This is a genomic window from Pseudomonadota bacterium (assembly GCA_026390555.1).
In the GTDB taxonomy this organism is placed as follows: domain Bacteria; phylum Bdellovibrionota_C; class UBA2361; order UBA2361; family OMII01; genus OMII01.
In genome coordinates this window covers 1-18,746 of sequence record JAPLFS010000084.1, presented here as the reverse complement: position 1 = coordinate 18,746, position 18,746 = coordinate 1, and the positions used below count along the sequence as shown (strand labels likewise).

The 18,746-nt window shown below is 50.6% G+C and carries 22 protein-coding genes and 1 tRNA gene; 11 read left to right on the top strand and 12 right to left on the bottom strand.

Translation table 11 applies throughout. The annotated features are described in order from the left end of the window. Positions 1 to 473 (top strand): M23 family metallopeptidase (locus NTV65_11375; protein MCX6115796.1); only part of this gene is annotated, 473 nt, incomplete at its 5' end. Between the two features lies 1 nt (position 474). Here NTV65_11375 and NTV65_11370 read toward each other — a convergent pair. From NTV65_11370 to NTV65_11355, 4 genes are all read right to left on the bottom strand, one after another. Beyond that, a complete protein-coding gene (locus tag NTV65_11370) occupies positions 475 to 1,059 on the bottom strand; it encodes a hypothetical protein (GenBank protein ID MCX6115795.1) in 585 nt (194 codons plus the stop codon). A gap of 124 nt (positions 1,060 to 1,183) precedes the next feature. Continuing rightward, on the bottom strand, positions 1,184 to 1,660 hold the full coding sequence (locus tag NTV65_11365; protein ID MCX6115794.1) for a hypothetical protein: 477 nt from the start codon (positions 1,658 to 1,660) through the stop codon (positions 1,184 to 1,186). Between the two features lie 113 nt (positions 1,661 to 1,773). After that, the gene (locus tag NTV65_11360) at positions 1,774 to 2,472 is read right to left on the bottom strand and encodes an N-acetylmuramoyl-L-alanine amidase (GenBank protein ID MCX6115793.1); all 699 of its coding nucleotides are present in this window, start codon (positions 2,470 to 2,472) and stop codon (positions 1,774 to 1,776) included. Between the two features lie 106 nt (positions 2,473 to 2,578). Next, positions 2,579 to 2,707, bottom strand: a complete 129-nt coding sequence (locus NTV65_11355; GenBank protein ID MCX6115792.1) for a hypothetical protein — start codon at positions 2,705 to 2,707, stop codon at positions 2,579 to 2,581. A 13-nt stretch (positions 2,708 to 2,720) separates the two neighbouring features. Here NTV65_11355 and NTV65_11350 point away from each other — a divergent pair. Further along, positions 2,721 to 2,796 (top strand) — tRNA-His (locus NTV65_11350). 54 nt (positions 2,797 to 2,850) lie between these two features. Here NTV65_11350 and NTV65_11345 read toward each other — a convergent pair. Both NTV65_11345 and NTV65_11340 read right to left on the bottom strand, forming a co-directional pair. Next, entirely contained in the window at positions 2,851 to 3,612 is a 762-nt protein-coding gene (locus NTV65_11345) for a nucleotidyl transferase AbiEii/AbiGii toxin family protein (protein ID MCX6115791.1), read from the bottom strand. Positions 3,613 to 3,775: 163 nt separating this feature from the next. Next, positions 3,776 to 4,378: a type IV toxin-antitoxin system AbiEi family antitoxin domain-containing protein gene (locus tag NTV65_11340; protein ID MCX6115790.1), complete on the bottom strand. Its 603-nt coding sequence runs from the start codon at positions 4,376 to 4,378 to the stop codon at positions 3,776 to 3,778. A gap of 360 nt (positions 4,379 to 4,738) precedes the next feature. Between NTV65_11340 and NTV65_11335 the strand changes: the two genes are divergently transcribed. Genes NTV65_11335 through NTV65_11325 form a run of 3 tightly spaced genes read left to right on the top strand, consistent with a single transcriptional unit; the run spans position 4,739 to position 6,050 of the window. Next, positions 4,739 to 5,383 (top strand): hypothetical protein, encoded by a 645-nt coding sequence (locus NTV65_11335; GenBank protein ID MCX6115789.1) that lies wholly within the window; start codon positions 4,739 to 4,741, stop codon positions 5,381 to 5,383. A gap of 12 nt (positions 5,384 to 5,395) precedes the next feature. Beyond that, positions 5,396 to 5,689: a heavy metal-associated domain-containing protein gene (locus tag NTV65_11330; protein MCX6115788.1), complete on the top strand. Its 294-nt coding sequence runs from the start codon at positions 5,396 to 5,398 to the stop codon at positions 5,687 to 5,689. After that, positions 5,682 to 6,050 carry a hypothetical protein gene (locus NTV65_11325; protein ID MCX6115787.1) on the top strand — a complete coding sequence of 123 codons (369 nt, stop codon included), beginning with the start codon at positions 5,682 to 5,684 and terminating at the stop codon, positions 6,048 to 6,050. Before NTV65_11330 ends, NTV65_11325 begins: the two co-directional genes overlap by 8 nt. Here NTV65_11325 and NTV65_11320 read toward each other — a convergent pair. The 3 genes from NTV65_11320 to NTV65_11310 form a co-directional block, all read right to left on the bottom strand. Beyond that, positions 5,999 to 6,499, bottom strand: coding sequence for a DoxX family protein (locus NTV65_11320; GenBank protein MCX6115786.1), 501 nt, complete (start codon positions 6,497 to 6,499; stop codon positions 5,999 to 6,001). The two genes, NTV65_11325 and NTV65_11320, sit on opposite strands and share 52 nt — an antisense overlap. Positions 6,500 to 6,666: 167 nt before the next feature. Next, positions 6,667 to 7,668, bottom strand: coding sequence for a DNA-processing protein DprA (dprA, locus tag NTV65_11315; protein MCX6115785.1), 1,002 nt, complete (start codon positions 7,666 to 7,668; stop codon positions 6,667 to 6,669). Positions 7,669 to 7,790: 122 nt separating this feature from the next. Then, complete coding sequence (locus NTV65_11310; protein ID MCX6115784.1) at positions 7,791 to 8,288, bottom strand: PH domain-containing protein; 498 nt, start codon at positions 8,286 to 8,288, stop codon at positions 7,791 to 7,793. Between the two features lie 318 nt (positions 8,289 to 8,606). Here NTV65_11310 and NTV65_11305 point away from each other — a divergent pair, with 318 nt between their 5' ends. Next, complete coding sequence (locus NTV65_11305; protein ID MCX6115783.1) at positions 8,607 to 9,767, top strand: hypothetical protein; 1,161 nt, start codon at positions 8,607 to 8,609, stop codon at positions 9,765 to 9,767. Between the two features lie 36 nt (positions 9,768 to 9,803). Here NTV65_11305 and NTV65_11300 read toward each other — a convergent pair whose 3' ends face one another. Beyond that, on the bottom strand, positions 9,804 to 10,637 hold the full coding sequence (locus NTV65_11300) for a hypothetical protein (GenBank protein MCX6115782.1): 834 nt from the start codon (positions 10,635 to 10,637) through the stop codon (positions 9,804 to 9,806). Positions 10,638 to 10,811: 174 nt separating this feature from the next. On the opposite strand from NTV65_11300, the gene NTV65_11295 reads away from it, so the two are divergent. The 3 genes from NTV65_11295 (at position 10,812) to NTV65_11285 (ending at position 14,366) form a co-directional block, all read left to right on the top strand. Continuing rightward, a complete protein-coding gene (locus NTV65_11295) occupies positions 10,812 to 12,017 on the top strand; it encodes a hypothetical protein (GenBank protein MCX6115781.1) in 1,206 nt (401 codons plus the stop codon). 173 nt (positions 12,018 to 12,190) lie between these two features. After that, entirely contained in the window at positions 12,191 to 13,690 is a 1,500-nt protein-coding gene (gene pyk, locus NTV65_11290; GenBank protein MCX6115780.1) for a pyruvate kinase, read from the top strand. A 1-nt stretch (position 13,691) separates the two neighbouring features. Beyond that, a complete protein-coding gene (locus NTV65_11285) occupies positions 13,692 to 14,366 on the top strand; it encodes a hypothetical protein (GenBank protein MCX6115779.1) in 675 nt (224 codons plus the stop codon). Positions 14,367 to 14,393: 27 nt separating this feature from the next. Here the strand turns inward: NTV65_11285 and NTV65_11280 are convergent, their stop codons facing one another. Then, positions 14,394 to 15,140 carry an OmpA family protein gene (locus NTV65_11280; GenBank protein ID MCX6115778.1) on the bottom strand — a complete coding sequence of 249 codons (747 nt, stop codon included), beginning with the start codon at positions 15,138 to 15,140 and terminating at the stop codon, positions 14,394 to 14,396. Positions 15,141 to 15,469: 329 nt separating this feature from the next. Here NTV65_11280 and NTV65_11275 point away from each other — a divergent pair, with 329 nt between their 5' ends. Both NTV65_11275 and NTV65_11270 read left to right on the top strand, forming a co-directional pair. Then, a complete protein-coding gene (locus tag NTV65_11275) occupies positions 15,470 to 17,215 on the top strand; it encodes a hypothetical protein (GenBank protein MCX6115777.1) in 1,746 nt (581 codons plus the stop codon). Positions 17,216 to 17,271: 56 nt separating this feature from the next. Then, complete coding sequence (locus NTV65_11270; GenBank protein ID MCX6115776.1) at positions 17,272 to 17,796, top strand: response regulator; 525 nt, start codon at positions 17,272 to 17,274, stop codon at positions 17,794 to 17,796. Here the strand turns inward: NTV65_11270 and NTV65_11265 are convergent. Then, on the bottom strand, positions 17,774 to 18,598 hold the full coding sequence (locus NTV65_11265) for a TIGR00282 family metallophosphoesterase (GenBank protein MCX6115775.1): 825 nt from the start codon (positions 18,596 to 18,598) through the stop codon (positions 17,774 to 17,776). The genes NTV65_11270 and NTV65_11265 overlap by 23 nt on opposite strands. Positions 18,599 to 18,746: the final 148 nt, after the last annotated feature.

Here is an 18,746-nt window from a genome sequence, read left to right as displayed (position 1 = left end):
GCGGGGCTTTTCTGAAACCGGTAGAGAGCACCCCCAGTAACTCTGAGGGGGATACTCGCTCTATTATGCTTGGAGATCAGGAGATCCTAAAAACGACTGCTGCGGGAGCTCGGTTCTCTGTATCAAAACGTACTAGCGTTGTAGCTGCGAACGGCGGCCGAGTTAGCTTCGTTGGAGATCTAGGCTTACTTGGAAAAACGATCGTAATTGATCACGGCTTTGGGCTTGCCACAGTATACGCGCACCTCTCAGATATTGAGGTACAATCGGGGGCCACGGTCAGTAAGGGTCAGGCCATTGCAAAAACCGGCAGCTCAGGTTTTGCGCTCTCAGAAGAGGTTTACTTTGAGGTTAGGCTACACGGTGTTCCGGTTTCACCGAATGAGTGGTGGGATGAAAGTTGGGTAACCGATCATATCGAGAATAAGTTGGCGTTCGTTAGGACCGAGGTTGTTGGGGGTTCGAGCGAGTAGGCTAGCGACTAGCACCCAATGCGGCTTTTGCTGCGTTACGCATCTGGGCGGCTACATCTGGATATCCCTGCTGAACCTGCACGTTCAATATGAGATCCCTTGTCGGCTGCTCTATGATATTGGCAAGGGCTAGGCCCTCCTTAGGACACGCTTTTGCAAGGTAAAGTAAGAGATCTTGAGCCTTTGCTCCCATACGCGCGCTGCGTTCATGCGCCACTGCATCAAGCACCACCTCCCTCATTTGAGGTTGTGTATCTCGGAGATGCCTTAGCACAGCAACATAGCGATCACATCGAGATTCGCTCGATAGCTCTTTAAGCACACCAGTAGCATAGGAGGGATTGTTCTGTGATATTTGCTCATCGATCTTTGAAGTCAGTTGAGCAACGGTTTTTTTGGTAACCTCCGCACTCAGGTTAGGCGCAAACGCATTGTTGTTTTTACTAAAGGCATTTGCATTGGGTGTTCTTGGGGCCTCCTGACGGCTAGCGCACCCCTGTGCCCCAAACATGACGGCGAGCCCCACCACGACTGGCTGCGAGATCGATCTTAGCGCTTTAACAGTTTCATCGAGTAGCTGATTCATTAGACAGTGCCCCTTAAAGCCCTATGCTCAGTTATGGGGCAACTTGGCATCCATAGAGCATAAAAGGCGGGGGTCCTCGATAACAAGGTCAGATTTGAGCTGAAAACTACAAGATTTTAGGAAGTTACAACTTAAACTGCGTTGTTTTAAGCTCTGCTGCTAAGAGGTTGTAGGTGCGCGCGGCAAGAAGCTTTAGGTTCGCTGCGCCGAGAGCTACCGGTGCTGCGGTTGAGTTTGCAACGGAGCGATACTGGTTAATCAACTCACTCATCGCGGGGCGTACGGTCAATCCAGCTTTAACACTGAGATCTGTTAGGGTGCCAGCGATATCCCTCGATACCTGACGAGCATCTCCACCACCACCAACACCTGCGATGCGATCAAGCGCAGAGGTTAGGCTCTTTAGAGAGTTATTTACCTCAGGGGCGACCTTAGTCACGGCACCGGTATAGGACTCTCTGGCATCGGTAAAGACCTGATCTAGGGTGTGCGACTCTCCGCGTGGGCCGCACCCAGTTGCAAATAGGGCTGTTATGCTTACAAACACAAGAGAGCGCATAGTTATTGCGATGGAACGGGAGAGCTGGTTGTGCTGAATCATAGGTACCAAACAATATAAGAAAAAAGTGGGGACAATAAGACCGTCACCCTATATATACTCGATCATTTAACAGGATGGGGCCTTCTGTCAACAGGTTGTGCTAAATCGCCCCCCTACTCCTTACTTAGAGCGCTCTCGCACAGCGCGCTAAGATGACTAAAGAAGGTATCAGAGACCGCTGCGGGGGTCTCAATTAGGCCAGTAGTGGGATCGCGCCGAACCCCCAGGGATTTTGCCAGTTCACTAACCTTAACGGCTAGCGGCTCCTGACATACGTAGTTGCGTCCTGGGGCGCCCTGCTGCGGATAACAGAGGGCGAAGAACCGATCCCACTCAAAGCACCGACCTGGATCGCATTTACCTCTAAAGCCAGCTATCTGCTCATGCCCAACTATCGACTCAGGCCGTTTTAAATTAGGGTAGAGCCCCTTTAGTCGCTCAATAACTGAGAAGAGCGAGTTATACTGCAGCTCGGTATATGGAAAGATATTTCCGTTTAGATTAACGAGTTCGATGCCTATTGAGCGATCATTAAATCCATCAATCGTATGAGCTCTTCCACCCACCGAAATATCAAATCGACTTTTCCCGGCGTGCCAGGCTCGCAGGGCATTCCCCGATAAGCACGGCACCATTTCGTATACGCTCCCATCTAGATCGATTACGAGATGCGCCGAGACCTCGCGCGCACTATCCATAAAGATCTCCATGGTCCGTTCAAGGGTAGCTGCTGTGTAGTGCAGCACAACAAATTCGACCGGGATCGTGAGGTCTGTAAAGTTAGGGGAGCGGTGCGTAGTGATAATGTTCATGGGAGGCACTATACTGCGCTCTGGTGTTAGGGGCATCTGAAAAAATCTTCCAATTCACTAGGATCCATTCTGACCTGCCATATAGGCAGCCTAACCCCCTAACCTTTCAGGTCAACTTGACTTGGATAGCGCCCTTAACTAATGTCTCCCTAGCGATCTCCGCCTGTGCGGGCTCTCCGTTAAACCACTCAGTAGCAACGGACCAAGACCCCTTCACAGCTGTGGATGTCGACATACCGTTCCTAGTGGTGGCTGTAGCTCAGTTGGTAGAGCACCGGATTGTGGTTCCGGTGGTCGCGGGTTCAAACCCCGTCAGCCACCCCATTTTGGAAATTTATTTTATGAAATCGATTGATATTTCGTGAAATGCTCTGAAAGCTATTCAGACTTTTTGATCCAACTCATCGATTTATAATTCCAGATCCTATCTGAATTTTCGCTCTCCGTGGATTCCTTGATTGCAGGCATGATGAACGCTTCAAGTATGGGTACAATTTGCTTCAACGTTGTTGATTCCGCCGCGAGTAATTTTCCTTTTCTGAGAAATGCAGACCACTGCGTCATTTTAGTAACATCTTCAGCAAACTCTGTTGTTAGGGCGAGTGGTGCCTCAATCGGAATCTGAGTATCTCTCCTCTTGAAAGTAGCCCTGATAGCATTTTTCAACACATTCTCTTCAAACGTATAGGTTGTTGCCAAGACCCAAATATCATAAAAATCCTTCATGCGACTGTTTGCGATCCCTCGGTGAACCATTGCATGAAACTTTTCTGCAATTACTGTCTCTTTTGAATACGCGCGCAACTTGGGGATGGGTAAGTCTAGAAGAGTGGGATAATCAATTTTAACTGGTGCGGGAATGATGGCGTCGCCAAAACCGATATCAATCTGGAGCGGGATTCGAGCTGTATCTAATGTCACGATCAGGGTCGCCCTGAGTCCCTGATACTCGTCTTCCTCTTTGATGCGCTCCAACAGGATTGATTCACTGTGGAAAAGTAAGCCATCATCGGAGAAGTCTTGGTCGCAGATCTCTTTTATAGTTTTAGTGAAGTAGGCAATGTCGGGTGTTCCAAAGCTGAGTAGGTCAAGATCTCGTGTAGGACGATGTAAGGAACCGCCCCATACTTGAAATAGCATTGCACCTTTCAGCACAAATCATTTGAGTAGTTGGATTGGGATAGGCGGTAAAGAAATCTTTCAAGGGCAAACCGAGTAAGAATCAATTGGAACTCGATCCTCTGCTCCCTCGCTATATTCAGCAGGCGTTGTCGAATTGAAGCGGCAATATTCTTACCTGAGGTCATATGAGAGATTCCAGATAAGGGCGCATAACGTTGGCAACACGACAAGCTTTAGCCGCTGTGTGTAGATCGTCCATGGAGGATTTCTTTTTTGACCAAACAGCACGAAGTGCTTCTATTGCAACATCAAGCCCGATTTTACCTCGATATTTAAAACAATCGGCGACTGTTTTAGCCGGCGAATAGACTTTCACATAAGAGCTTCCGATTTTGTGCTTTTGTACTCCAAAACCGAGTGAAGCTTTTGAGAACCTACAAATACGCACAGGCGGCAGATCTCCCTGTGGGCGGTGAGCTTTAACATCAATTGCAAGCCAAACCTCAAAGGGTAGTTGTGTAGTCAGTCCGTGAAACTGGAGCGCTGAAAGAAGACAGACGGTGCCTTTTGGAATTCGCTTGCACGCCTCTACAAGCGTTTGATTCTGGTCAACCTTTGCTCCCTTTATGGTATAAATTCCGCGGCTTGGTCGTTCAAGAACCCCCTCTCGGTGGAGTTTGTTAAGATACACTCCTGAGATTCCGATTGCCTCAACGTCTTTGGGGCGAACTACCCCGTATTTATCAAGAAACTTAAGAAGTTTAGTCCGTTTATTCGACGACATGACAGTAAGATAGTATAGGTAGTTATTAATAACTACCTACATTATCTTACTCGGTATCAACAAGACTTGCAAGATCGCTTTGTTGACCTCAGCAAAGTGATCTGGCTGTCGAAGTAACTTGGGCTCAAAACTTGAATTTGGGTCACAGGGAGTAGTGATAGCTACCCGTTATTTTGAACACCCAGTATCAGGTCCAGCACCAGCTCATCCGACAGTGAATAAGACCCCCTACCTAAGCATCGAACCTGGTTATTATCGAGAATGGCGCTCCCAGGGCTTCGCCTACGCTTAGATTCTAGGGCGAGGCGTTAGCACTGAGAACTACTACCTAAGTTCAATTTCCCGCGCTACTATTGAGATATGTTTCCTAGAGCTCTCTGGCTCCTCATCATCTGCGCTATCTGCGCCTTCCCCCGCGCTGCCTACGCTAATCCGGTTAGCTTTAAAGATGGCTGGGCCATTATGCCTAGCTATGGTGGTGACTGGTCCGACCTCCAGGTTAATTATTCACCAACCGCCCGCCTCTCGTTCGGCCCATCTGAATACTACCGCGAGGGGGAACAAAGCTCAGCTAACTTCGGTATCGGGCAGATTAACTATCTCCTCAAGCGTTGGAACGAGCTCGACTCTCAGGGCAACCTATACGCCTCACTCGGAGTCGGTGGAAGACACGATTCTCTCCATAACGATGGCTTCGCCGGGTACGGAGCCCTTGAAGCCAACTACGAAACTCGGAGGATCTACACCCTCGCCTCAGCAGAGAGCCTGCAATCGGGGCAGAACGTACACTTTACTCGACTTCGTGCGCGCGCTGGAATATCGCCCTATAAGGCCCCGTTAGAGTCGCTGCAAAGCTGGCTAATCGTACAGCTCGACTATATGCCCGAGATGCAAGACCCAACACGGGTGACTCCGCTGGTGCGATTTTTTTACAACAACTATGCTTTAGAGGTTGGCTCTAGTACCAAGGGCATGCTCTTTCTAGCTGCGATGGCTCATTTTTAATCGGAGAATGATATGAAAAAATTACTGTGTATATTTGTCGTGGCTCTAACCCTCTCGCCCCTAGTTGCTCAAGCCGAGCAGATCACAGTCACAGTCAAGGGGCTCGTCTGTACGTTCTGCGCCCAGGGAATAAAGAAAACGTTCATGAGGGATGATCACGTTAAAAACATCGCGGTCGATATGGAAACAAAAAAAGTTACTATAGAGACCAAGGGCAGCTCGACGATCTCAGATGAAGCTCTGCGTAGCACTATAAAAGACGCCGGCTTTGAGGTAATCGAGATAAAAAGGGGGCCAGATGCTTAAAAAAGCGCTCCCTTTCCTGACCCTACTCTCCTCGGTCTCAACCCTACTCTGCTGCGCCCTACCCGCACTCCTAGTCACCCTGGGGCTTGGCGCAACCGTGGTCTCGCTATTTAGCGCTTTGCCGCAACTTATCTGGCTCTCTGAAAGAAAGCTGCTGGTCTTTGGTGTCGCTGGAGCTCTGCTTATTCTCTCGGCATCCCTTAGAAAGCTCGGGGAGCGCGCAGCTTGCCCAATCGATGCTGAGCTCGCCGCATACTGCAAGAGATGGAAACGAGCTGATGGTATAATCCTATACTTTGCGGTGGCGTGCTACTTGGTCGGAGCCTTCTTTGCCTTTGTCGCACCCGTTGTTTTTTCCTGACAGCTCCCCTGCCCTAACAACCGATCAACCGAAAACCTCCCTCCACCACTAATAACAACGGAGAGCGCAAGTCCTATAGCCAGTAGATGATACTCAAACCCCTGACCCTTCTGTGCACCGAACCAGTTCATAAAGAAACCGTGCTCCCAATGCGCAATAAAGATAGCTCCAACCATGACGATAATTAAACTAGCAGCGCAAAAACGGCTCGCAAATCCAAGCGCCGGGCAAAGCCCACCAACTAACTGCGCCATAATCACAAGCAGGGACACGATAACCGGAAGCCCAAGATTATCAGTAAAAAGCGCCATCGCAGCAGAAAATCCAGGCCCACCGAACCAGCCGAAAGCAAGCTGTACCCCGTGCGGCAAGAACACAAGGGCGAGCGTTAGACGACACACCGTTACTGAGATATTTGAATCGGTTTGAAGCATGCAACAGCTTTTCATGGGGCCTCCAGAAATGGAAAACTAGCTAAAATACTACTAAAACATGAATAATTTATGCTATTAAATCCATCTTGAATAGAAGCTATGATCGCTCTAAATAAGGACCCCTGGATGAGTTAGCCTAATACTGCTCTGAGTTTCTGCTGTGTCAGATGGCTGCATAACCTCTATACAGAGTTTATCCACACAGAGAGCTGGTTACCCGGGAGTCTAATAACTACCCCCTGCATTTCAAGACTTAGCAGCTCCGCATGCGACACCTCGCGAACTCTTAAGAACTCCTCGATAGAGAGATTCTCCCAAACTCCAGATGGTGCTAGCCCGTACTCCAGCAATAGATCTGCTGCTGAGCTAATCGCTGTCGCTCCATCCTCTATCAACTGCTGTCCACCGGAGTACCTCTCATCTCCGTTCTGGCCCTGAAAAACGAACACATCACGCCCAAAGTCAGCTCCATAGCGCGCCGTCACCAGGGAGCCGCTGCGTTGTCCGGCCTGAATTACAACTACCCCACGACAAAGTCCGGCGATTATCCGATTGCGCTCAAGAAAGTGGTGCTTAAACGGTTCAGTTCCAGGCGCATACTCAGAGATAAGGGCACCACCTGCCGCCACTATCCTGTCGGCAAGCCGCTCATGTGAGGAGGGGTACACTCGGTTTAGCCCATGCGCTAAGACCGCAATCGTTGGGCAGGGAAGCTGTGTTGCCAGCGCCCCTCGGTGTGCCGCCCCATCGATTCCAAGCGCTAGTCCACTAACGATCGTAAAGCCCGCCTCTGCAAATTCACGGCTCAAGCGCGTCGCCGTCTGGCATATCTCGACCGAAGCCGCCCTAGTTCCAACAACCGCCAGAAGATGCGGGGGAAAGATAAAATCAGGGGTCACCGCTTTAATATAGAGCACAGAGGGCGGAATCTGAATATGTCTAAGGGCAACGGGGTAGCTGGGGTCTGTAATCGGTAGTACCGCTATAGAGAGCTCCCGACAATGATCTAGGATCTCACCCGCCTCGCGCCACTTGGTAGAGGAGATGCGATCGCTTACGGCCGCAGAACCTCCGCTTTCAAGCAAGTGTTGCGTTAACTGCTGCCGCAATGAACCATTATGGAGCGTAATTCCAATGGTACACAGTAGATCTCTTTCCTCCGTTGTCTCTGACCTTATCGACACGAGCCCTCATAGTGTTGGCTACTATATAGTATTGGCTACTATACCCCCCTGCTAGTGCTGGAGTGCTATGGAGTTCGGAGAACAGCTTGGATTGTTTCGGAAATAGGTTAAAAGCCTCTATCCTACTGGTGTTCAGGGTGCTGATCGTGACCGGTTTCATTCGATAGAATCGAGAGCTGTTGCTGGATCGCCATTCGAAACTCTAGCGGCGCTGGGATAAAACAGAGCATCTCCTCGGTACCCCCAGTACCGGTTACTTCGATATCACCGTAATCTAAGATGCGCCCAGATATAGACTGCGTTAAACGGATCGCCTCTACCTTGCTTAATACGATGTCGAGCGATTTGCGGCGGATAAAGCCGGTCTTTCCAAGAACCCGCTTCGAAGTTATCGCATACTCAGATGTCAGATAGAGCACTAGCCGACAGAGCAACCTGTAGGCCGAGAAGGCCAGTAACACAACAACGATGCCAAAGGCGAGCGGGATATCCTGCAACATCGAAAGGGAGCCCGCAAGGAAGGATGTGGTCATAGCCGGAGCCAACAACACGATCGGATGAAGCTTACACGCAAGCTCTATCGTTTCATCCTCCATGAGGTTTTGTTCTACATAGCCCATGCTGCTCCTGCCGTAACTATTCTCAATAGCTCGATTCAATAGCTTGATTATAGCTCAAATCGATTCCGTATTAAATGTAACCTCTCATCAGGTACTTAGAAAGTGCTAAAATAGACCAAAGACGCCCCCCCTCCGCTACACACCCCTATCTCGACCTATAATATAGAAAGCACCCAAAGCTAAACTTTTTTAGCTACTAAGCCGACTGTTTTGTAGCTAGTACGAAGAGTTTTTAATATCCCCCCATGGTTGTGCTTACAAGGGGGGCTAGACTTTCTAGGTGCCATGCTAAAATCGGGGTAGGAGGGCTCAAAAAACATGGAACATCTCGGTCGGGAATATTCGCTGCACTTTCACGGTTTGGAGACCGGCACGACAGAAGTACGCGAACAGTTCCGCATGATCTGTCTTGAGCAGCTAGAATTAACCAACCAACAGGCGCTCGATATCCTGACCTCGCGCGCCACAACTGTGATATGCAGCGACCTCTCGCCAGAAAGTTTACGAACCGCTACACAGCACTTAAATGAGATCGGTGTTAGGGTCGATATCGCCAAGCCCAGCGACTATAAAACCAGCGACTATGAAACGCTACTCATACTCAGCGCTTCATTTAGCAGAGAATCCGACGCTATCTTTGCCGAGAGTCCGCTCTATGAAGATCCTCGACCGATCTACGAGCCCCGCAGGAGGCGCTATGAAGACTACGCCTCTGGATGCGTTGAAGAGTTCTTCTCTACTGCTCAATATTGTCCCTATCCGCAAGTGATCGAGGGCACTGCGCTAATCGATAACTCTGCGCGCCGTGGCATACCTGAACGAAGGGGACGCCACACCTCGTTCCTACGCAGACAGCGGGCGCTCTCCAGAACAGAGCGCGCTGGGCTGGCCTTCGTCGCCTGCGCCCTCGTAGCGCTCTTTGTAATCTTTGCGACTCGCCCTGCACCTGCCCTACTCACCCCTCAGAGCGCTCCTGAGGTTAATTCACAATCCAGAGCAACCTCTCTTGAGAGCTCCACTACTAATGCACAAAGGGATGAATTCGAGGGAACGATAATCAAACACAACTACTCTATCACGATCAGGTCTAACATTAACGCAAATAGCGCTTCGATGCGGCTCTTTATCTCTAATCCGAAACTGGCTGTACCCGCTAACTCTTCAGCTCCGAATACGGACGCTATCACGTTTATTCGCGGCGAAAGCGATCCGATCTTCATGCTACAGAACACCTCAGGTGTGTGGCAGGGGGAATCTCCGCTCTATATCTTAGTTGATCATAACGGGGAGCAGAAAAGGCTCTCCGGTCTCAGCACTTTTAAACTCAGCATGTCTACAGATGGTCAAAACGGAGAGGTGCTGGTGACGGTTGCCTATCCACGTGAACAACCGGTCAGCGCTGCCGCTAACGGTAACGACCCTCTGGTATCGATCAGCGAGACTATAAAGATTGAATCCACGACCAAGTCCGCCCCCTGAACTTCACATCCAAAGGGGAACTTCAGAGTTAAGTAGCTACTTAGATCTGCGCTTTGAGATAGTCTTCTGTTTTTTGCTGGCCGTACTGGCCTTAGTGGCCTTAGTGGGCTTCGCTTTGGAGATCGATACGACACCCCTTTTAACCTGTGTCGGTTTCTTCTCTATGCTCTTCCCAGCTCTGATCGCCGGAGCTACCTTGGCCTTGGCTGTAGTTGCAACCGCTGAAGGCTTCTTAACCTGCACCGCCTTAGCGCTCTTGATAACCTTAAGGGGCGCAGCTTTCCCCCCCTCAATAGCCACTATCTTAATCTTCTTACCCTGCGGTAGTGAGGCTGCGACCTTTGCTACAACCATCCCTGAACCCTTAGCTAAGACCTTAGCGGCCGATTTCACCGGGGACTTCGACTTTGGCGTAGCCTTCTGTGTCGGTTTCTGAGCCTCCACCTTTACCTGTACTGTCGAAGCCGAGAACGGCTCTACAGATATACCCTTAACCGCGACACCACCCTGCCGCAGGATCGGGCGCGGCTTGGGGCCCTTCATACGGTACTTCGATGGGTTAGAGATGACGGGTTCACTTGGGACGCTAGCAACTGGGGGCTTCTCACCCTCACCCTTTACATCACTACCCGTTCCCTCAGCACCCTTTGCCTCACCCTTCGCCCCGGGCCCCGCGGCCTGTCCCTTAAGATCGGTCATGCTTATCCGGATGTTTTCAAGACGGGCCATCACCTCAGGTAGCTCCTCTGGCGAAGACAGCCATGTGTGTCCGTTACTGCTATAAAGTGTCACAAATTGTCCATTAACAATAACCTTCTTGCTGAGATATTCACCTGACTCTCCGTTGCTAACCTGATCTTGCGTTGTCATAATCTTTCTGTATAGCGTGTCAAAACAATGGTTTCCCTTTGGCGCTTTCAATAGCTTGCGCTATTTTTGGTAAATCGAAGGCTAAAGAGGCTCCATGATAAGATGATAGTGCCCCCACCTTCAGGTGCGGTTTGTCACGTTGATTTGAGACCTTTTTTCTAGTAGATCTCATCCATGTCAGTCGAAAAAAGCAAAAACCCACTCTCAAGCCCTACAACCCCCTCAATTACCCACCCTACTGCACATAGTGAGGTGTTGGATAAATTCGGCATAAAATGGCCCAAGCATGTAACCGAGCTACATGTGCACCTCGGAGGCTCAGTACCCCTATATAGACTCTGGGAGATAGCTATAGACCGCGGTATTCGTGGCATCGGCTCCGGTTACGAGGACTTCGTTAGCCTGCTTAAGATCAAGGATGGAAAGGTCTCTGATCTCGATAGCTACCTAGAGGTATATGAAAAAATCGAGCTTATTCAGTCCGGTCCAGCATCGGTTCGTGAAAGCATAATCATCGCCATCCATAGGGCGTACAGAACCGGTGGTATGCTTAATGTTGGCCCCGGCGGTGAGGGTGGATCCCCAGAAAGCCTCTTTGCGATCCGCCGCTTTGAACTGCGTTGGAACCCACTTAAACGCACAGGCGCGGTGTTCCTTAAGGGCAGTCATGCCGGTCTTTACGATATGGACCGAGTCATTAAATCAGCGATTAATGCGGTTGAAGAGGTCGAGATCGGATTTCATGGCCAAATTCAGGTTGGTCATATCTTCTGTTTCGGTCGGGACCTGACCTTCGAAGCCAATATGGCGCTCGCCCGCAAAACCAGACTGTGGAAGGAACGCACAAAGAAGATTATAGGAATCGACCTGGCGGGGCCGGAATCTGTAAACCCCCTCTCCGATCCGCGCAAGCTTGACGAGATGCGCCTCGTCTTTGATGAGGCCGGTCCAGGTCTCGGCAGGACGGTGCACGTTGGTGAAACCCGTCACGTTGAGATTGAAACCTTTATCAAAACCCTCGAGGCCCTTAATCCAACTCGCGTAGGGCACCCGATCGTCGCCATCAGGGCGCTCTGGGAGAAAAATGATGACCGTGGCTTAAAGATTATGCAGGAACGAGGCATCGTGTGCGAGCTGTGCATAAAATCAAACCTACTTACGGGCGCCGTTAAAGATCTGCCTGAATACGGTCGTATTATAAACACCCTTGATGATTACGGGATCGGCTATACCTTCTCGACCGACGCCCCTTCACTACAGGGGACATCTTTAGCGGAGGAGCTGCTGATGCTGCTCTCTGCTGGTGCGGCTACCCCCGATCAGATCCTGAGGGCGCTGGCGCTGGCGGATTCCGCTAGTTTTCTTCCACCGATCGAGTAAATATTAGAATAGTTACCTATTTAAGAATCAGTAGATCTCCGTGGCTTGTACAACACAGTATCTATATCATATCCTAGCCTCGGAAATCGGGTACTCAGCTCGTCAGGAGTACCCCCTTGCCCTAGCAGGTTTTCCCATTAATTAATCTCACTTTTTCTGAGGTAGGTATCACTATGGGTTTCAAATCTCTTACATCTCAACTCTGGACCAGCAATTCCCCCCTTAGCGAGCGCACGCTCGCCAGTAGGCACACCAAGGTAGTGGTAACACTTGGACCATCCTCCAGGGGACCAGAAAAGATACGTGCGCTGATCAAAGCCGGCGCGAACGTTTTCCGGCTCAATTTTTCTCATGGCAGTCACGAAGAGCATCTTGCGGTACTTAAAGATGTGAGAGCCGTCTCTAAGGAGATGGGGGCTTGGGTAGCCATCTTACAGGATCTCTCTGGACCAAAGATCCGTATCTCAAACGTTGAGGGTGATTTCTGCCCAATTAAGGACGGAGATCCGATTGAGCTGCGCTGCGCCGATGGCTCTCTTTCAAACGCCAAGAGCATCTTTGTTGAAACCGTAAATCCCCTCACCGCCCTCAAACCTGGTCACCAGATACTGCTTGCGGATGGACTCCTAGAGCTCTCTGCAGAAACCATAAACAGTGACCACGTTGTATGTCGGGTTGTAAAGGGTGGTCGCATTAGATCGCGGGTTGGAATCGCTTTTCCGGACAGCGAGGTTAATCTCCCAGCCACAACTAAGAAGGATCTGGTCGACCTCGATTGGGGTATCAAACACGGCGTTGATTATGTGGCCATCTCATTCGTCAGATCGGCTGAGGATGTTCTGAATTTACGCGCCATCATTAACGAGAGTGGCGCTAGCGCCGGTATTATCGCAAAGATTGAGCGCCGCACTGCGCTTGAGAATATTGAGGAGATCATTCGGGTCTCTGACGGCCTAATGGTAGCCCGCGGGGATCTCGGCCTTGAGGTCGCCCTTGAGCAGCTTCCGATGTTACAACGCCGCCTGATTGAGGAGTCAAACTTTCGTGGCATTCCGGTGATAGTTGCGACCCAGATGATGCACTCCATGATTACTTCAGTCCGCCCTACCCGCGCAGAGGTTTCCGATATAGCAGCTGCTGTTATGAGTGGCGCTGATGCGGTCATGCTCTCGGATGAGACCGCCATCGGCGAGCATCCTGAGGCTTGCGTGCGTTACCTTAGCCGCATCGCACTCGCAGCCGAACAGTCGTTTGCATTCGATGCCTACAAACTTCGCTTGCGTAATGCGGATTCAGAGACCGTTCCTGATGCGATTGCCTATGCTGCCTGTGCGGCATCTGTAAAAACTTCGGCTAACGCCATAATCGTCTGTACAGAGACGGGCACCTCGGCTCGACTTGTGGCGAAGTATCGCCCGCAACAGCCGCTCTACGGAGTATCACGAAACGAAGCAACACTTCGTCGTATGGCTCTCTACTGGGGAGTTCATCCGATCTCATTTGAATCAGCTGAAAACATGAATGACGAAATAGCCTCGGCGCTTCAGACGGTGCAGGATAGAGAGCAGCTTCCTAATGGATCGCGCGCAGTCGTAACCGGCGGACGAAGCAGCCGTACACCAGGCTCAACCTCGGTGTTAGAGGTGCGAGAGATGAATTTTAGCAAGGGCTAGTATGACCACAACTGTACGTATCACTGAGGCTGAGGCAGTTATTCAAGCTGGGGTATCGGCGCGCACTTTGCGGCGTTTTCATGAGTCTGGATATCTAGCTGTTGAAACTAGTGATGATGGGACGAAGATATACATCCTGTCCCAATTAGTTGAGATCTTTGGCTCGGCTCAAGCCGCTCCAGTAACGCCTCTTGAAATGGACACGGCGCAGATCGAAACCGATCTACCGGAACCAGAGCCACAGAGCTACTACTCTGCAAGTGAGCCCGTGTCACCCATCACAACTACAGTGGCTGCAAATTCGCCAGAGGAGCACAGCAGCTCTGCAACATCGTCCGAGCTAGCTGAGATGCAACGGCTTAAAAACATGGTCGCACTTCAGGAGCGGATCCTCGACATGAAGGAGAGCGAGATTAACGACCTGCGCTCGCAACGCGATTGGCTAAGAACCAGAATAGAGCGCCTTGAAGAAAAGGGTGACCGCGATCAGCTCCTCCTACTCTCTGAGACTCAAACAATCCGCAAGTTAGTTGCTAGTCAGGAGCCGCGCCGCTCTACGATACAACACCTTATGGAATGGCTCGGCATCGCACCACAGCAAGAGATTAAGGCGCTACCGCTACCAACGGAGCTAAGAAGTTCTAGCTTTGAGATTAAGGAAGCTGTGAATCAGTAGTGGCTCTCGAGTTATGCAGTAGCCGTTTTAACGGGCGCCGTTGCCTTCAAAGCGAACAGCCACACGACGATTTGATGCATATGCCCACTCCTCCTGCTCGGTAAAGAGCGGTCTCGACTCACCAAAGCTCACAGTTGTAAGCGTTTCTCCTGAAATACCCTGGGCTACAAGTTCAGCTTTGACCGCATCAGCGCGGTCCATACCGAGCTTCTGATTATAGGCTTCCCCTCCACGACTATCGGCGTTGCCCTCAAGCACGATATTAACAGCCCCCTCTTTGTTAAGAAGGCCTGCTACCTCGTGCGCCTTCGCTCTGCCAAGCTTATTGAGAACATGCTTATTAAAATCAAAGTTTACATCTGGAAAATAAACTACCTTACTAGACGTCAGCTCCTCGCCCTGCGGTTTATTGTAATCAAAGGGCATGATGGTACGACAATCAGGAACGTTGTTATCACTGTTAAAACAGGAGGGGGTTCTGAAATCAAAGGGCTCCCTGAATCCCATCACGGCGCGGGTCTCGGGTGTGGAGGACGCGAAGTAACTTAACGGCCTAAAGATTAGCTCCCGAGCTGCCCATCCGATCGGATGAACTATGTAGGCAAGAACGCGTAACGGATGCGACTCAGACTCCCTGTAACGGGGCGCTTTATGATAGTCGGAATACCCATTATCCTTGGGCAGTTGATCCTGCGCAACAACGTTGCCTGCTAGAAAGACACCAACGCTGCCTACGACTGCGACCATCAACGATTTAAGTTTATATCTGCACATGAGCGCCCCTATCTGTATATCGTGATACGACCCCTGCGTGTGGAAGCCTACAAACAGCTAAGATGCAGAGGAGCAGGGACCGGACGAACAAAAAAATCTCCTACCCTCCTCCGCTACCGCCCTACTATATGGATTAGTCGGCTGAGCGGCTTGAGATCTCAAGCAAAATCAACATTTTCGGAAAAAAGCCATAAAATTAGCCCTACTGAACGGTAAAATATCAAGTAAATCCAAGATCTCTCCGTTCTTTAATAGAGAGAGAGCGGGGAGGTTTCTTATGCACCGGATGCTTCCCCGCATAACATATTGTATAGAACAGGGGTATAGCTATGCCTTATTCCCGTAGCATTGAAAACCAATCACTTCTCGCTCCTATCGCAATTGGCCTAGCAGCGCTGGTCATTTTTGCCATCGTCGAGACCTTTCATTTTACGGCTGGTACCGCCGTAGCAGAGCTACTGCTCTTTATGGTGCCCCTTGCGTTTGGCATACGGGGCGCCTGCATAGTTATCGCAATCGCCGTCCTGCCTTGGAGCCTTTACACCGCAGACCCTCAGATGGCGTGTCGTCTAACGATAATTATCGTTGCACTTGGATGCGCGCAGCGCTATCTGCCGATGGTACCTGGTTATGCAACAGCGCTATTAACCTGGATGGCAGTTGTGCAACCAACGCTTGGAGCGCTAACCGCGGCTGGGGCTACGTTCGCAACCATGAGCGCTGCCACTACTTTGCTAACGCTTGTGCAGGACCTCTTTGTAGTTACCCTTGCCGGGGCCTTTCTGTTTAACGATTCGTTGTGGTGGTTTATCACACGCCGCGCTCGATACCAGCATGAGATGCAACTTATTCCCCATCTTATGACAGCAACTTCATTAACAGCTCTCTTTGCTACCTTACTATCCCTTTCGCAACTAGGGGTTCTGCAAGAAACGGTGGCGGTCGACGCGAACCTTATGATCGGTATCGGAGTGGTTACCTGCTTCGTTATGATACCAAGCCTATTTGGACTACATATCTCACACTCAGTTACTCACGGGCGTGGCTCACTACTCTCCAATTCACGAAACACTGCTGAGTCAGGCGGCCTGGCTACCCTTCAGAGTGGCCGAATTGGAGAGGAGGAGTGGGATTTTGCATACGGCATTAACACTAACGGCAGCAACCCATCTACGGAAGAACCTCTTGAGGATACCTACGAAGCTGGGGTGTGCGCGCTAGATGGTGATGGTGCGGTGCTATTTATAAACGACCGCTTTCGTGCGCTCGTATGCCTCTCGAGCGAAAACGTAGTCGGCGCTTGCTTTAATGAGTTGGCAGCCAATACGGAGCTGGTTCAGTACATCTGGCAACTTATTGGTATAACAGACCCATCTCTGGAGTTCGTTAAGGAGCTGCATCTCTCAGATCGTAAAGACGGCGTTAAATTTATTGAGATTAACCTACGCTCACACGATAGCTCGCAATATACTAAAGAGAACGAACAGGAAGATGGCCCAAAAAACAACCTAAAGATCGGCTCTCCCAGGGTCATTCGCATTACAGATATCACAGCTCGTCGCACTATCGACCACAGGTTACTCAAGATTCAACGCCTTAAGGCCTTCAACGCCTGTGCAACAGGGGCGGCCCCAAAACTAACCGAGATCTTTACAACGATCCTCGGTAGAGCCAGCCACGCCCTGCATGTAGCGCACCCGGCAGCGCTCTCCTCTGCCCTGCAACGCATCTCAGAGATAGCCGCTCGGGGCGGTCTCTTTGCGCAACAGCTCAATGAACTTACGGTAGCGCCAGAGGCCTCCACTAGACGCGGCGTTGAGTTAGGCAACGCCCTCTCAGAGCGCTTGCCGCTGCTACGAGAGCTAGTATGTGATGGCATAGATGTGACGCTGCAACTCTCTGATGGCGATCTACCGGTAAAAATTGACACTGCACTTCTTACTCAGGCGCTAAGCCTGATTGTGATGAACTCCAGCGAGGCGTATCCAAGCGGAATTGGACAGGTCTCGATTAACACAGCTTACGAGGAGATAGATGCCGCAGTATGTCACCTACATCCTGGAAGTAAGCCCTAACAACCAGGGGAGAGTTCGGACATGTAGGGCTCGACCTGCCAAGTGTTCTTGCAATCATGAATGAACACGACGGTTTTATGACCGTAGAATCGAAACCGGAGCGCGGAACAACGATATCTCTCTACTTTCCAATCTTTATACCGGTTGAGCAACGAGCTACAACGTACAAGAGCCAGTCCCTTAACGGGGCCGGAAAAATAGCTGTTAACAACCAGGACAAACGCGTTCTTATAGTTGAAGATAGCAACGATCTAAGATCGCTCCTGCAGGATATGGTCAAAAGCCTGGGCTATCGCTCAACCGCCTGCTCAAACAAGGATGAGGCGCTTAAGCTACTGCAAGCCGGTCACGTAGATATTCTCCTAATCGAAGACTCTCTACCAGGCCTCTCGGTACAAGCTCTGATCGGGGAGCTGCCTGCTAACAACGGAGGGATTAGAACCGTGCTGCTCTCTGACTCAGAGAATATAACTACTCCCAACAGCGACGCCGTTATTATTAAACCGTTCGATATCGGAACGCTCTCAGATACTCTGAAAGAGGGGGGACAGCGCAGTCCTAGCCCTCGCGAATCGCATTAATCCAGAGCGTTTTGCCAGTATTGGTATCGAGGTCAGCTACGATTCCGTGCAGTATGCCCTCTCCTTCAGCGATCTGATAAGGCGCCGGTGTCGGTGAGGTAAAGCGCCTAATCGCCACCCCTGCATCCATGCCGATTACCCCTGTATTACTGCCAGTCATGCCAAGATCTGTGATAAAGCCCGTTCCACCAGGCAGAATCTGCGCATCTGAGGTCTGTACGTGTGTATGCGTTCCAACTAAGAGCGAGATACGTCCATCACAGTAACGCCCCATCGTCCATTTCTCTGAGGTCGCTTCGGCGTGAAAATCGCACAGGACCAGTCGATTTTCAATCTTAGGCAGCTCTGCAAGCATCGCATCGATCCCCTTAAAGGGACAATCGATCGAGCCACCCATAAAGACCCTGCCCATTAGATTGGAAACGTGTAGCTGCAATCCATCAGCACGGGTCCAGGTACACCAGCCTTTACCTGGAGTTGACTGTGCGGGGAGATTATAGGGTCTAATACACCAGGCTGAGTTGTTATCAAGAAACTCTAGCACCCCCTTTCTCTGAAAAGCGTGATCTCCAAGGGTGATTAGATCGACCCCTGCCTTATGAATATCATGAGCGGTCCCCGCATCAATACCAGCACCTCCGGCTGCGTTCTCGCCGTTTGCTACCACAACATCAACCTCTAGCCGTTGACGAAGGGGACGCAGGTGCTGTTCAAGCGCCTGGCGTCCAGGCTTTCCAACAACATCTCCAAGTACAAGAATACGGAGCCCTTTTTTATTTGGTAGATCAAAACTATTCAGCATAAATTTAACGACCGTTATAAATCTCGCTCTACCTTGAAAGCACCACGTTCATGACAGATCCAATCCATCGGTACATCGTGCGCATCGGTAGGAGTATCGTGAACAACCTGCATTGACCAACAGATCCCTATTTTAGAAGCCTCTCGCA

Excerpts from the sequence above, each read along its gene's own strand:
- NTV65_11370 (MCX6115795.1), bottom strand. The coding sequence starts at position 1,059 with ATGAATCAGCTACTCGATGAAACTGTTAAAGCGCTAAGATCGATCTCG.
- NTV65_11365 (MCX6115794.1), bottom strand. The coding sequence starts at position 1,660 with ATGATTCAGCACAACCAGCTCTCCCGTTCCATCGCAATAACTATGCGC.
- NTV65_11360 (MCX6115793.1), bottom strand. The coding sequence starts at position 2,472 with ATGAACATTATCACTACGCACCGCTCCCCTAACTTTACAGACCTCACG.
- NTV65_11355 (MCX6115792.1), bottom strand. The coding sequence starts at position 2,707 with ATGTCGACATCCACAGCTGTGAAGGGGTCTTGGTCCGTTGCTACTGAG.
- NTV65_11345 (MCX6115791.1), bottom strand. The coding sequence starts at position 3,612 with ATGCTATTTCAAGTATGGGGCGGTTCCTTACATCGTCCTACACGAGAT.
- NTV65_11340 (MCX6115790.1), bottom strand. The coding sequence starts at position 4,378 with ATGTCGTCGAATAAACGGACTAAACTTCTTAAGTTTCTTGATAAATAC.
- NTV65_11335 (MCX6115789.1), top strand. The coding sequence starts at position 4,739 with ATGTTTCCTAGAGCTCTCTGGCTCCTCATCATCTGCGCTATCTGCGCC.
- NTV65_11330 (MCX6115788.1), top strand. The coding sequence starts at position 5,396 with ATGAAAAAATTACTGTGTATATTTGTCGTGGCTCTAACCCTCTCGCCC.
- NTV65_11325 (MCX6115787.1), top strand. The coding sequence starts at position 5,682 with ATGCTTAAAAAAGCGCTCCCTTTCCTGACCCTACTCTCCTCGGTCTCA.
- NTV65_11320 (MCX6115786.1), bottom strand. The coding sequence starts at position 6,499 with ATGAAAAGCTGTTGCATGCTTCAAACCGATTCAAATATCTCAGTAACG.
- NTV65_11310 (MCX6115784.1), bottom strand. The coding sequence starts at position 8,288 with ATGGGCTATGTAGAACAAAACCTCATGGAGGATGAAACGATAGAGCTT.
- NTV65_11305 (MCX6115783.1), top strand. The coding sequence starts at position 8,607 with ATGGAACATCTCGGTCGGGAATATTCGCTGCACTTTCACGGTTTGGAG.
- NTV65_11300 (MCX6115782.1), bottom strand. The coding sequence starts at position 10,637 with ATGACAACGCAAGATCAGGTTAGCAACGGAGAGTCAGGTGAATATCTC.
- NTV65_11295 (MCX6115781.1), top strand. The coding sequence starts at position 10,812 with ATGTCAGTCGAAAAAAGCAAAAACCCACTCTCAAGCCCTACAACCCCC.
- pyk (MCX6115780.1), top strand. The coding sequence starts at position 12,191 with ATGGGTTTCAAATCTCTTACATCTCAACTCTGGACCAGCAATTCCCCC.
- NTV65_11285 (MCX6115779.1), top strand. The coding sequence starts at position 13,692 with ATGACCACAACTGTACGTATCACTGAGGCTGAGGCAGTTATTCAAGCT.
- NTV65_11280 (MCX6115778.1), bottom strand. The coding sequence starts at position 15,140 with ATGTGCAGATATAAACTTAAATCGTTGATGGTCGCAGTCGTAGGCAGC.
- NTV65_11275 (MCX6115777.1), top strand. The coding sequence starts at position 15,470 with ATGCCTTATTCCCGTAGCATTGAAAACCAATCACTTCTCGCTCCTATC.
- NTV65_11270 (MCX6115776.1), top strand. The coding sequence starts at position 17,272 with ATGAATGAACACGACGGTTTTATGACCGTAGAATCGAAACCGGAGCGC.
- NTV65_11265 (MCX6115775.1), bottom strand. The coding sequence starts at position 18,598 with ATGCTGAATAGTTTTGATCTACCAAATAAAAAAGGGCTCCGTATTCTT.